General features: G+C 55.0%; 10 protein-coding genes. 4 read left to right on the top strand and 6 right to left on the bottom strand.

Annotation, left to right across the window (positions count from 1 at the left end; translation table 11 throughout):
• A partial coding sequence (locus C7K08_RS10315; protein WP_117434643.1) for an adenylate/guanylate cyclase domain-containing protein occupies positions 1-1,300 on the top strand: 1,300 nt, incomplete at its 5' end.
• Here the strand turns inward: C7K08_RS10315 and C7K08_RS10310 are convergent.
• The 3 genes from C7K08_RS10310 to C7K08_RS10300 form a co-directional block, all read right to left on the bottom strand.
• Entirely contained in the window at positions 1,297-1,878 is a 582-nt protein-coding gene (locus tag C7K08_RS10310; RefSeq protein WP_206603838.1) for a hypothetical protein, read from the bottom strand. The two genes, C7K08_RS10315 and C7K08_RS10310, sit on opposite strands and share 4 nt — an antisense overlap.
• 104 nt (positions 1,879-1,982) lie before the next feature.
• Positions 1,983-2,672: a Crp/Fnr family transcriptional regulator gene (locus C7K08_RS10305; RefSeq protein WP_341272157.1), complete on the bottom strand. Its 690-nt coding sequence runs from the start codon at positions 2,670-2,672 to the stop codon at positions 1,983-1,985.
• Between the two features lie 2 nt (positions 2,673-2,674).
• Positions 2,675-3,007: a DUF3307 domain-containing protein gene (locus C7K08_RS10300; RefSeq protein ID WP_106500538.1), complete on the bottom strand. Its 333-nt coding sequence runs from the start codon at positions 3,005-3,007 to the stop codon at positions 2,675-2,677.
• A gap of 71 nt (positions 3,008-3,078) precedes the next feature.
• On the opposite strand from C7K08_RS10300, the gene C7K08_RS10295 reads away from it, so the two are divergent.
• On the top strand, positions 3,079-4,509 hold the full coding sequence (locus tag C7K08_RS10295) for a mechanosensitive ion channel family protein (protein ID WP_161955886.1): 1,431 nt from the start codon (positions 3,079-3,081) through the stop codon (positions 4,507-4,509).
• Here the strand turns inward: C7K08_RS10295 and C7K08_RS10290 are convergent.
• The gene (locus C7K08_RS10290; protein WP_161955885.1) at positions 4,490-6,991 is read right to left on the bottom strand and encodes a cyclic nucleotide-binding domain-containing protein; all 2,502 of its coding nucleotides are present in this window, start codon (positions 6,989-6,991) and stop codon (positions 4,490-4,492) included. The genes C7K08_RS10295 and C7K08_RS10290 overlap by 20 nt on opposite strands.
• 119 nt (positions 6,992-7,110) lie before the next feature.
• On the opposite strand from C7K08_RS10290, the gene C7K08_RS10285 reads away from it, so the two are divergent.
• Positions 7,111-7,923, top strand: coding sequence for an SDR family NAD(P)-dependent oxidoreductase (locus C7K08_RS10285; RefSeq protein ID WP_241537198.1), 813 nt, complete (start codon positions 7,111-7,113; stop codon positions 7,921-7,923).
• Positions 7,924-7,969: 46 nt separating this feature from the next.
• Here C7K08_RS10285 and C7K08_RS10280 read toward each other — a convergent pair whose 3' ends face one another.
• Both C7K08_RS10280 and alaS read right to left on the bottom strand, forming a co-directional pair.
• Positions 7,970-8,878 (bottom strand): hypothetical protein, encoded by a 909-nt coding sequence (locus tag C7K08_RS10280; protein ID WP_106500534.1) that lies wholly within the window; start codon positions 8,876-8,878, stop codon positions 7,970-7,972.
• A 170-nt stretch (positions 8,879-9,048) separates the two neighbouring features.
• Positions 9,049-11,700: an alanine--tRNA ligase gene (alaS, locus tag C7K08_RS10275; protein WP_106500533.1), complete on the bottom strand. Its 2,652-nt coding sequence runs from the start codon at positions 11,698-11,700 to the stop codon at positions 9,049-9,051.
• Positions 11,701-11,757: 57 nt separating this feature from the next.
• Here alaS and C7K08_RS10270 point away from each other — a divergent pair.
• Positions 11,758-13,356: SNF2 helicase-associated domain-containing protein (locus C7K08_RS10270; protein WP_193464828.1), on the top strand; the 1,599-nt coding region annotated here is incomplete at its 3' end.

The raw sequence follows: 13,356 nt of genomic DNA, 5'->3' as shown, positions 1-13,356 counted from the left end.
GCGTTCAACTTTTAAAAATCCCCAACTGCAAAGTCGCTGGCTAACGCCAGGTTCCGGTGGATACAAGCAAGTGGATGCAGCTGGTAGACAAAGAATGCTGAGTTTTTTACAACCTGGTAGCTTTCCTATTTGGAACCTCTCATCCCTTTTAGATAACAAAATTCCAAAGGCTGATCTAAAGGGCAAAATTATTTTAATCGGTAGTGTTGCACCCTCTCTTCGGGATRATTTCAACACCCCCTACACCCGTTTTAGTGGTGCGGCACAACTGGCCACAATGCCTGGCGTGGAAGTGCATGCCCACCGCTTAGCAGCCCTAAGCCGCCTAGGGCAGGGCAACCACTACCAGATGAATGTGCTACCGGCTTTCACTGAAACCATTGCCYTAGCACTGATTACAGCCGCTGGCATCGCCATTGGCGAAGGAATTAAGGCCCTACGGCGCAGCGGTTGGRTKYTGCTTAGTGGYGAGCTTTTACTGCTRGCMATTGSTTTTGGCCTGCTGCTTCAAGGCATTTGGATTGGCATCAGCAYCCCCATGACTACCCTTGCCTTGATCACAGCCGCCGGTTGGCTGCGGCGAGGTGCTGCCGGGCARTTACAACGGCGCCAAATCGAACGTTTATTGGGGCAAACCACCTCTCCCGAGGTGGCTGCTGAATTGTGGAAACAACGGGAATCACTATTGGAGGAGGGGCGCTTTCCTGGCAGGGAATTAGCCGTAACGATTCTATTTGCCGATATTGTTGGCTTCAGCCAAGTGGCTGAGGGATTTCAACCGGCTGAAACGCTGCAATGGGTTAATGCCGGCATGGAAAAATTTGTGCAGGTAATCCATAGCAATGGGGGCATGGTAAATAAATTCACCGGTGATGGTTTCCTTGCGGTATTTGGGGTGCCCCTAGCTCAAAACCCCACGCAAACCGCAAACCAAGCTTTAAATAGTGCCGCCGCATTGCAGCACACATTACTTGAATTAAATCAACAATTACTAGCGGAAAATCGGCCTGCAATGAAATTACGGGTGGGCCTCCATAGCGGAGAAGTAATCACTGGCTCCATGGGTAGTAGCGAACGTATGGAATATGCAGTTATTGGCGATGTAGTAAATGTTAGCTCTCGCCTTGAATCACTRAAYAAGGAACGMCAGGTTAATCTCTGCAGGGTATTGCTATCGAAGGAGACCCTAAATCTATTAACAAATCCCGAGCAATGGCAATTCAACTGCTGGGGCAGCTTCCCCCTCAAGGGCAGAGATCAAAGCGTTGAGGTATACGAATTAACAGGTATAAATAACTAAAGTTTCTGGCAGCGCACCGGTARTTGCTCAGGCCAATTACCTGGCAGAGGGTCACCACCTAAAAACTTGCTTATTTCAGTTGTAGGAATGCTTGAACCACAGCTTGCCGCCAGGCGGTTGAGGAGGGTTCCAGATCCAACCCCTTGCCCCGGGCGAATCAAGCTAAGAGCAGGCGGCGAGGCAGTGGTAATAAAACCAAGGGGGTCGCCAGCTAAACCAACTGCCCCWGGGCAAAGGAARGARCTYTCCCAGCGGGTTTCAGCCGTTAAAGCGGGCAGGGTAATTAGCCTCACCCCAGCGGCCATGGGCTCCAACTGGTARGAGCGCAGCCCCTGCAAATTTATTARTAGTGGATAGGTTTGGGCAGCGGGGCCCTCCAAAATGSCAATGGTKGCTGGTTTGCCCTTGGCCACCTCTTGAATATTGGCAGGCAACACCAGGTGGGCAACCAACCTTGAAGTGCATTCCCCCCTGGTGCCTCCCCCCACCCGGCGGCCAGGGAATTGACTGCGGGTGTCTGTTGTTTGGGCAAAGCCAAGGMTTGGTAKCAGTGCTGTGGCGCACAGCGCAAAAAGCAAGTGTTTAAACAAACCCATAATCAACTGCCTGGAACACCCATTTACCTTTGCACARCTTGTTGAATCAAGCCCATGGCCCAACACAAGRGCCGCCGTGATTTAACTCACARCAAGCAGCGCCGTTTGAGCGGTTCTTCACTCAATAAACGCATACCTGCAGCCGTTTCCTCCAGATAACCCCGCTCCCGCAATTTGCTTAGGGTGCGCGAGGTTGTTTCCCTTGATAAACCAGCGATTGCAGCCAGTTCCCGTTGGCCAAGGGCGGGGAACACACTCAACACATTGGCGCCAGATTGGCTGAGGCAAGCCAATTGGGCCAAAGCATTCAAGAGGCGGGTGCTGGCATCGGCTGAATGGATCGCAAAACGGCGATTCAACTCCCGCAAGCGCTTGCTTTGCAATTGGGCAATCGCCARTGAAAGGGGCGCTCGGCTAAGCATCAATTGCCGAAATAATGCRCCTGAGAACTTAACYAAATTCAMTGGAGTGAGGCTGAGCACATCAGCGGAACGCGGTTTTTCATCCAATAAAGYCATTTCGCCGAAAACATCACCAGGCCCAAGCAAACACAACACCACTTCTTCGCCRTCAGGGCTGAAACATCGCACCTTTGCTAAACCAGCACGGATCAAAAAAAGGGTTTCACCCCAGTCGCTCTCCTGCACMAGCAACTGATCTTCTCCAAGGGCACTGGCCAGATGACGCTCCAGCAGCCGCTCTAAATCAGCCTGTTCTAAACTTTCAAATAGTGGGAAAGCGCGCAGCAGTTCAGGGGTGAGGGGAGCGATGGCCATGGCTAAACGGCAAACACAACAATGGCCAGCAGGGTCCAAATTGCTTTAGAAAACAAATGCAAACTTTGATCAACGGGTAAGCGATACAAATTTCGGCACTTGCCCCAATCAATCAACATATGCACAAGCCATTCAGCAAGGCCAAGCAACGGTACCCCAGTTAATAAAGCCACGATCAAACCATGAATTGCACCATGGGCTGTTAACCAATAGCCCCATGGCAAGGAATGGTTRGGYCCMGCGCATTTCTCCCTCGCCATGCGGCCGTTCTGKAGAGCAAAGTCGCCAAGGAAATGCCCCATCAKCAGCAGCAGTAGCAAGTTGATGAACGCCATAGAAAAGCCCTTTGGGCATTGATAAAGAACGATCTGGCGCCAGGATGAGGTTTAAATCTCCCCCAAACGCCATGGCYRCGTGGCTGATCTGCATAGCCGCCCTATTTCTACTGCAGCTGTTCAGCCGCAGCATCCATAGGTTTTGGGGCTATCGCTTCCCCTGGCGCATCAGCAGCGCCGCCCTWTTGGCCYRGGCCCTTGGYGCCACATTTCCAATGTCTGGCGGTTTTGGCCTAGCCGATGACTTGMTRGTGGCCCTTGCAATCACAAGGGTGCTGCTTTGGTTTGGCCTGGAACTATTACCCCGCTGGCGCCTGCTGCCCCATAGCCCGAAAATCCTGCGGGATCTGCTTTTTGTGCTGATTAGCGGTTTGCTTGTGGTGATTACCTTGCAACAGCGGGCCAAGGTAGACCTGCTCGGCATCGTTACCACCTCAGCGGTGCTAACTGCAATTATTGGTTTAGCGGCCCARGAACCSCTTAAAGATCTKCTCGGCGGCCTCAGCYTGCAATTGGAGCAGGTRYTWCGGGAGGGAGATTGGATTGAGGTGGGTGGTTTGATCGGCCAAGTGCAATCGATCAGTTGGCGCGACACCCAATTGCGTTGTGTGGATGGTTCAAAACTTGTTATGCCCAATGCCCGGGTAACCGCTTCTGACCTACGCAATTTCAGCGGTTATGGGCCCCAYGCCAATCGCATCTTTGTGGGCCTCGACTACAGCCTGCCACCGGGCCAAGCCAAAGAACTACTRCTGCTGCTGGCACATCAACACCCACTGGTAYTGAGCGATCCAGCCCCAGTGGTGCGCCTTGCCGGCTTCGACGACAGTGCCATCCGCTACGAATGGCTGGTGTGGCAAGCCAGCTACGGCAACAGCTTGGGATTACGCAGCGATCTACTCGAACARCTGTGGTATGCCCTGGCTCGCCAAGGCCAAAGCATCCCCTATCCCATCCGCGACGTACGCCTTAGCGATGCCAMAAMCACAACAAATACTTCAAATAAAAATGAGATCAAACAGCTACTTGAAGAAACACCCCTGTTTGGCGGCCTTAGCTCAACCCAGTTGGAGGATCTAATCGAAGCAAGCCAATGCAGTAGCTATGGCAATGGTGAAACTGTGGTTGCAGAGGGAGACGATGGTGATTCATTGTTTGTGGTGTGCCACGGSCGCATGGCGGTAAGCCGCTTGCAAAGCAATGGCGARAATTTGGCGATTGCAGAACTAAAACGGGGCGATTTATTTGGTGAAATGACCCTATGCACTGGCGAATGTCGCTCCGCCACGGTKMGAGCTGAAGGGGAGGTGCGCCTATTGGAAATCGATCGCSAAGCCCTAGCCAGCCTTTTAAATGATGATCCAAGCCTGCTCGATCGCATTGGCCTWYTRGTGAGCCGTCGCCAAGCTCAACTACAACAACTTGAAGCAGAAGCGGCAAAAACCCAACAACAAGACCTGCTGCTGCGCATGCAAAGGCTGTTTAAAGCGTGGCTACTGTGAGCCTTTGCGCTAGTTGCCGCAATAGGTCGCGGCTGAACTGAGGGGAGCGATGCAGCAATTCCTCAAAGGCATCGCTTGGCAATTGGAAAGCCCTKAGGCCCTCTGGGCCGGCCAAAACSGTGCGGCTGCGGCTCATGCCWGTRATCACACCCATTTCACCAAGGGTTTGGCCKGGCCCAAGGATCACAACAGATCCCCCTTGGCCAGTGAKGCGWCCWTCACCAGCCAGCACYACGGCAACCCCATCACTAACAGCCCCCTGCTCAATCACCACCTCGCCAGGTTGCCACTGGTGGATATGGCCYTGGCTTGCCACCCAAACCAAACCAGCCGGCAGTAGATCACTAAACAGTGGWGATGAGGCAAGAAAAGGAAATTCCGCTGCATCTTGGTGGGATTGGCCGCCTAATTGGATTTCCAAAAATGCTGAACTAGCCAAACCTTGGCGCGGATTTTGGAGCCTGCGGGCAAGCCTCTCTGGAAATAACTCACGTTCAAGTAGCAATACCCAACCTGCGGTGTCGGGGTCGGGGTCGCTAAAGAGCAAATCCAAGGCCTCTTCCAAGCTGCCCGCTGGCTCCACGCAGCTGGGCAGTGGCTCTAAATTTGCCTGCTGCAATTTTGGAATCAGCAACGCCTCAAGCCCTGCGCAGCGCAATTGCATCGCTAGCAACAGRGGGYGCAACAAGGCRATKTGCTCACTTTGTTGTTTTAGTAGAGCGGCCAAACCAGCCTGSTGATGCCAATCAGCCACCTGCTGGCTGAGCCGAGTTAGGGCTTGTTCCCCCTTAGGGCCAAACTTTGCCAAGGYRCTTTGCCAATTTTCCTCRGCCAGGCCGCAGCTTTGACGGATCTGCTCCAAGCGTTGMTTCAATGGCTYACTAATGCTCGCYAGATCCAGCACCTGCAGGCCMGCAGTTGCAAGCAACTCCTCAATGGCCTCGGTAACCGCTTCCTGGCGTAGATCATTGATCTGGCGTTGGCGMGCATCAAGTTTGAGCAGATTGGGTTCCTCTTCTGCCAAYAAACGCATCGCTTCGTGGTGRTCTTGATCCTCTAGGTGCAGGGTTTGGCGCAGATCCTGGAGTTGCAACAGGGAACTGGCCCGCTCCAAGCGGCCGGAGCGCAACATGTCTGCAATTACACCRCGATAGATATTGCGAGCTTGTTGTTGCCCCACCGCAGGCAGGGCCTTTGCCAAAGTGAACACCTCCTGGGGTGARAGCTCCTCYAAGGAACGACCATCRAGGGCCTGCTGCAATTCAGGTAGATCCTGCAGTTGTTTRCGCAAACTTTCGCTGGTGCTTTCACGCCTRTAGGTGGCCTGATCCCGCTGCCAACCGCGAAAGATCCAAATCGCCGAAACCGTTAATACCAAGGAGCGAATCACTTGGCCGCCATTGGAGCCAAGGGCMCCTTGGCTTGGATCCACAAACCAAAAGAAGCTATTAATCGCCAAAAAACTCGCAATTAAGCGGCAACGGCTGGTAGCCAATGCTTTSGCTTCGCGGCGACCTAACCGCTCATATTGCTTTTGCATCTGGCTTTCAAGCCAGCGAAAMAAAACAACCGACATAGCMGCCGCGAGGCTAAGGGCAATGGGCACCGCCACYAGSGCAGGCATGGGCAACCACGGCTCTATGGGCTSTAGAGCCCGTTGCGGCAGGTTTGCGTCGTAGGCCCATAAACCGTTGCGCAAATAACCAACATGGGCGCTGTAATCGGTGGCGCCAGTTACCATGCGGCGCATTAATTCAAAGAAGGCCAGCACCAGGCCCGGGTAGGAATACCAGGCCCATTCCAAACCTGGTTTTGCCGCCAGATTGTTCCAGAAATGWCGCTCTGCATCGATATCAAGGCAAGGGGCCTGGCAAGCCACACAGGCGCTTTGCTCCTTACCGCTKTCGCCGATGGTGCGGCACATTGATTGGCTGATTTTTGAACTGCCGATGTGGGCAGTGCTGCCCAGGGGGCCCCGCGGACCGGTGAGCACCGTTTGCACTGGCCCCATGGGGCAAACGTATTGACACCAGGCCTTACCGCCATAGGCCCAACCCACCAGCACTGCAGCGCAGAGGGTRAGCAGCAAAAGCACCGCCAACCCAATGGGGCTGCTGTTCACCAGCAACAGGCGCAGGCAAAGCCCTGAGATCAATAAAGACCACTGCAGCTGAATGTGATGGCGCCCCAGCCATGAATCGGCATTCACCTTCACCACCTCAGGTTTGCCGCCCTTACCGAGGCGAGTGCGTTGGCGACCTAAGGCGCGAAACAATTGCGATGCAAAGGCCAAGGGGCAGATGCGCCGCCATAGCTCGTGGCTGAGCAGCACAATCAACATCAAGCCCGATGGCACCACCACACCCCAAAAAAGGCGGTTACCCGGCTGGCGATGCACCGTGCATGAATCCATCCAATCGGCGCATGCCGGTGTCATGCCCTCCGGCAGGGAAATCACTGGAAACAACAAGGAAACGATCAACAGCAACCAGCCRAGCAGCAAAACCCARCGCACMAACCGTGCTTGCGATTCAGGCCAGCGGCTGAATATCTGCATCATTTGCKTTARAGCTGCATTGAAATTAGGTTGCTTTGATGCAGATGACAAAACCGAGTGTTTTAGTTACCGGCGCCTCCAGCGGAATTGGCGCAGCCACAGCAAGCCTGCTGCTGGATCGGGGTTGGCGGGTTTTTGCCGCAGCACGGCGGCTTGAGCCCATGGCAGCACTTGAGGCCCAAGGGGCAGAGCTGTTCCAGCTTGATCTCAGCAATGCTGATTCCCGCAGTGACCTAGCAGCTCAAATAGCAAACCGGGTTGGCGCCTTGGATGCTTTGGTGAAYAACGCYGGYTTTGGCGARGTGGGSCCCCTAGAAACAATGGAATTGGAGAGAGCCCGGGCAATTTTTGAGGTGAATGTATTTGGCCTGATGGGGCTAACCCAACTTTTGGTGCCTGCCATGCGGCAACGGGGCTGCGGCCGCATTGTGAATGTGTCTTCCATTGCCGGGCGYTGGGTAACACCWGGTTCAGGCTGGTATGGCGCAAGCAAATTCGCCCTMGAAGCMCTTAGTGATGCCCTAAGGCTGGAATTAAAAAGTTTTGGGCTACAGGTGGTGATMGTGGAGCCCGGTTTAATCGCTACYAATTTTGGTGAGATTGCTTTTCCTTCTATGCAAAAAGCATTGGAATGCAACATCTACGGCAAAATGATGCGCAATGTGCGCGCCGGCTGGGAAAGGGTTTATCAAGGCGCCTCCTCGCCTTTGCTGGTGGCGCAAACGATTGAAAATGCCTTAACAAAACCAAAACCAGCCGCCCGCTACCGCTGCGGCCATCAATCAATTTCAGTGCTTGCCAGTGAACTACTGCCAACCAGCATCTGGGATCGGCTAATTAGCGCCCAGATGCTTTAACTAAAAAGCCCCGGGGTTACAGGGGCTGTGGAGAAGTTATTTTGTATCACTTGCCAGCTTGCTGCTGCAAAGCCTTGATCTGCGCCTGCTGACTAAGAATCAGCTGCTGCAGCTGGGCCAGGTCAGGTTGAACGATTCCCGCCTGTTGCTGGGGTTGCAGCAGGTTAKTTAGGAGGCCCATACSAAGCTGCGTCCAACCCTGGGTTTGCTGACTCTCGCCCTGCWGKCGGAGCAGCTTGGCCTSCATCAAAGCCAGCTCCTTTTGGGATGCGATTTCCGCCATGCGGATGCGTTCGTTTGCAGCAATCTCGCGATCTTTTACTGCGGCTTCAACATTRGCYTTAGCTAATTCAGCRCTGGATTGARCCTTGGCGGTGAGATGTTCCAACACGGCAGCACAATCTTGGGCTGATTCACGACTGAAATCGGAGTGGCTAGACCTGTTGTCTTGAGTAGAAGAACTGCTGCTTTGACTTGTTTTACTGATATCAGCCTGTGAACCTTTATTGGTGCCGTTGTCATTTCGGCTGATGTCGGAATTAACCCTGCCACTTCCGCCGAAAAGGCCAACATTGACCTTGCCACTTTGCTTATAGGTGCTGTCTTTGTTGTGGGACTTATCCCAGTTATTAGAATTATCAAAATGCTGAGAGCGAGAATTTCTGCGTGTATCGCTTTTYYCCTGAGCCGTATCTCTTACGTTGGCCTGGCTGGCTTGCTCAGCGCAAAACKCCTTATAGGAATCAAGCTCGCTRCTAGCAACGGGTTGGCCGGAACGTAAACGAAAACTTAACTGACGCAGATTTCCAAGCTGAATTTTTTGCGATTCGGGCTTGAAAACGGCAGTGCTTGTTTGTGCAAATGAGGATGGAGCGCCAATCATCAACTGAGCAATGAGGCCGATGGGAGTAGCAGCGGTAAGAACAGCGCGAAGGTTGGAGAAGTTAGTGGCCATGGAAGAATCCTTGGGTAAGTGGAGTGGCGGACGAGCGGTGAGCTCGACTCCGATGAACCCAAAGTGGCAAATCTGTGCGATGCCGTTGATGATCCATAGCAAGCATTCTTATGATTTTGCTCACAGATGTTGTGGAGCAACGAGAGTTGCTTGTTTTCTGAACAACTACTTCAGCCCAGTGCCTCTTGCAGTTGGGCCTTAGCTGCAGCCAATGCGCCTGGCAGGGCCCCTGGATCCCTGCCGCCGGCCTGGGCCAAATTCGGCCGGCCGCCACCGCCGCCGCCGCAAGCTTTTGCAACAACGCCCACGAATTTGCCGGCCTGTAAACCACGTTTGATTAACTCAGGGCCAAAGGCCACCACCAATGTCACCTTGGCTGGCTCAGGCACCCCTGCAAGCAAAACAGCTGCCCCATCCCCGAGCTGCTCCTGTAGTTGCTGCGCGGCGGTTTGCATTCCATCAGCGCCAATGCCATCAAGGCGGGCCACCAAAATTTGATAATCCCCCACGGTTTCGGCCTGGTTCAGCAATGCCGCTGCTTTAACYAATGCCAGTTCCTCCCKGGCTGCAGCTAATGCCTTACCAGTGGCTTTTAATTCCTCCTGCAAAAGCGCAACCCGTTCCAGGATTTCAGTGGGTTGCACCTTGAAACGCTCGCCGAGGGCCTTCACCACCCCATCACGCTGGTTTAAGTAGGGCAAAAGGGCAGAGCCAGCAACYGCTTCAATCCGACGGATGCCTGCGGCAACGCCTGATTCAGCAATAATTTTGAAGGCACCAAGTTCAGCGGTGTTAGCCACATGGGTGCCGCCGCATAACTCCATCGACACACCCGGCACATCCACCACCCGCACTAGATCGCCATACTTTTCACCAAACATCGCCACCGCCCCAGCGGCCTTGGCCTGCTCGATCGCCATCTCGGCCACCTCCAGAGGGTGGGCCTCGCTGATCCAGCCATTGATCAAAACCTCGATCTGCTCGAGCTCCTCAAGCGTTACGGCACGGGGCGAATGGAAATCAAAGCGAAGCCGCTCAAAATCCACCAGCGACCCTGCCTGGGCAATGCTTGGATCCACTAATTGCTTGAGGGCAGCCTGCAGCAGGTGGGTGGCAGTGTGATTTGCCTGGGCGCGGCTGCGGCTAAGGCGATCCACCTGGGCAACTACGCCATCGGCTACGGCAAGGCAACCCCGTTCAACAGTGCCGCTATGCACAAATACACCGCGGTTGCGGYTAACAGCATCAATATTCACTTTTAAATCGCTGCCGGCGGCGCCAACCAGCACACCCCGATCACCCACTTGGCCGCCACCTTCGCCATAAAAGGGGGTGCCATCGAGCAGCAATTGCACTCGATCGCCGGCGGTGGCCTGCTGGGCTGGTTCACCRTTCACCACAAGCGCTAAAACAASAGAAGAGCGCTCAAGGCTTTGATAACCAGTGAAGGTGGTAGCAACAGCGGCGGCGGCTAGCTGATCGATAGCCCCTTGGAGGGTGAGATCAATGCTTACCGCGGCAGCTTTAGCCCGTTTGCGTTGGGCCTGCATCGCCTGCTCAAAGCCGGCTAGATCAACCTTGAGACCCTGTTCCGCTGCGATCTCTTCCGTTAGCTCCAAGGGAAAGCCATAGGTGTCATAGAGCTCAAATGCCTGTTCACCAGTTATTTGGCTGGGCTCACTGGCAAGCACCTCCGCCATCAATTTCTCRCCCCGCTCKAGGGTTTCGAGGAACCGCTCCTCCTCCCGGCTCAGTTCGCCAATAATCGCCTCACGACGCTCTAATAATTGGGGGTAGGCCTCAGCCATTAGGGCGATCGCCGCTTCACCCATAGTGGTTAAAAAAGGTTTGTTTATTCCTAGTAGCCTTCCGTGGCGCACCACCCGCCGCAGCAGTCGCCTGAGGATGTAGCCGCGACCTAAATTACTGGCGCTTACGCCATCGCAGATCAATTGGGTAATTGCACGGGAATGGTCGCCGATCACCTTTAGCGAGGTTTTGGCTTTGGCATCGAGGTTGCTGTAGTTCAGGCCCGCCAACTCGGCAGCGGTTTCAATTAGGGGGAAGATCAGGTCGGTTTCATAGTTATTGGGCACCTGCTGCAGGATCTGGGCCATGCGCTCTAGGCCCATGCCGGTGTCGATATTGCGATTAGCTAGCGGTGTGAGTTCACCCTCGGCATTGCGGTTGTATTGCATAAACACGAGGTTGTAGAACTCGATAAAGCGCGAGTCGTCTTCTAAATCGATATTGTTGTCGCCCAGTTCAGGTTTGAAGTCGTAATAAATTTCAGAACATGGTCCACAGGGACCGGTGGGGCCTGATGCCCAAAAGTTATCGGCCTCATCCATGCGAATAATCCGTTTGGGGTTAACGCCTACGCTGCTGCGCCAAATCTCAGCGGCTTCGTCGTCTTCCCGGAACACACTCACCACCAGGTTGTTTGCTGAAAGCCCAAATACTTCGGTGCTCAGCTGCCARGCCCATTTGATTGCATCTTCCTTGAAGTAATCAGCAAAAGAAAAATTGCCAAGCATTTCAAAAAAGGTTTGGTGCCGTGCGGTGCGGCCCACGTTTTCAATGTCGTTGGTGCGAATGCATTTTTGGGAACTGGTGGCCCGCGGCGCCGGCCGCTGCTGCTGGCCCAAAAACACCGGTTTAAAGGGCAACATRCCGGCGATTGTGAGCAGCACCGTGGGGTCTTCCGGCACCAGGGAGGCACTGGGCACCCGTTTATGGCCCCGCTGTTCAAAAAAAGCGAGGAAGGCTTCGCGGATTTCGGCTCCGCTACGGGGAATGCCGTTACGGGGGATACTTGCCATGGTGAAGCTTCTTAAGCCTGATCAGGCCATGATGCAGCCCCCTATGCCGCTAAGGCCATGAGCCTGCTGCATGCCGTTTGGCTGCAGAAACCTGCTGAACCATGCCTAGCCCTCTGGGCAGATGATTGGCAGGTGGCAAAACCACTGCAACTACACCAGTTACAGCAGGTTCAACAGCACCCCCTYGCCCTTGATGAAGGCCAATTAAAAGCTTGGCTWGGCGAACARCAACTCCTGCCGGAGGGRTTTAGGGGCGAGGAACTGCAGCTGAGCCTGCCCACCCGCAGCAATGGCCTGCCGCTGATGGCTGGTGAAGTTTTACCTAAGCAGTTGGAGTGGTGGCCCTGGCGGGTGGCGGCCCTTGTGGTGCCAGCAGCAAAAGCTGCCCCGTGGCTTAGCAAATTACCCCTGGCGAGCGGCAGCAACCACTGCCTTGGCGATGAACTGTTGTGGTGGAGCCACCTGCAGCGCTGGGTATTGAGCTTGATCGCAAGGGGTCGCTGGCTGCCGGTTGTGCAAAACRGGCAAGGCGGCAAAGCAGAAGCCCGCTGGGAACCACTGCTCAACCATGAGGACGACCGCCGCCGCCTCGAGGATCTAGCCAACCGCATGCCAGSGGTGGTTCTTAGCGCTAGYAGCCATGAAGCAACGGCGATCGCYTGCCAAAAACCAACAGCGGCGCGTCAGCAGGTGGCMGCCATCCTCGCCGTGCTGCTCGATGGCCAATTGCGCGCTGATCAAACAATTGATTCCAGCAAGCTCAACCCCCTGCTCAGCGCCTGGCAGGCGGCCCTAGCCAGCCCCACAGCCAGCCTTGARCTGCCCCCAGAAGAGGGGGAAAGGCTTGCCACCGCAACGGCCCATTGGCGCGAAACAGTGGCGGGACGCATGGCACCAGCCAGGGCCCTTCTGGAACTGCAGGTGCCACCAGAGGGCAGTGAACTGTGGCAATTGCAATTTGGCTTGCAGGCCGAGGCTGATCCCAGCCTGCAAAAACCGGCAGCGGCGGTGTGGGCTGCAGGCRCAGGCAACCTGCAGCTGGGTGAGATTTTGGTGCCAGAACCGGCGGAATTATTGCTGGAGGGCTTGGGCAGRGCCCTGGTGGCATTTGAACCCCTGGCCAGGGGTTTGGAGGAAGCCACCCCTGAACAAATGCAATTGGCMCCAGCCGAGGCCTTTGTTCTGGTGCGCACAGCCACTAACCGCCTGCGGGATGTGGGCGTTGGGGTGGTGTTACCGCCAAGCCTCAGCGGCGGCCTTGCCAGCAGGCTTGGTTTGGCAATTACAGCTGAATTACCAACTGGCACCAAGGGCTTCAGCCTGGGAGAAAGCCTGGATTGGCAGTGGGAGCTSATGATCGGCGGCGTAACAATCAGCCTGAAAGAGCTGGAACGGCTCCAGGCCAAACGCAGCCCCCTGGTGCAACACAAAGGGGCCTGGCTTGAATTACGCCCTGGCGACCTGCGCAATGCTGAAAAATTTTGCGCCATCAATCCARCSCTCAGCCTCAATGACGCCCTMAGGCTCACTGCCACAGARGGTGAAAGCYTGCAGCGCTTGCCCGTTCATCAATTCCAAGCCGGACCACGGCTACAGGCGGTTTTAGAGCAATACCATCAGCAAAAAGCCCCCGACCCCCTCCCCGCCCCTGAGGGC

Source organism: Synechococcus lacustris str. Tous, assembly GCF_003011125.1.
In the GTDB taxonomy this organism is placed as follows: Bacteria; Cyanobacteriota; Cyanobacteriia; order PCC-6307; family Cyanobiaceae; genus Synechococcus_D; species Synechococcus_D lacustris.
Note: the sequence above shows the minus strand (reverse complement) of the source record. Positions and strands in the feature narration are given on the sequence as shown.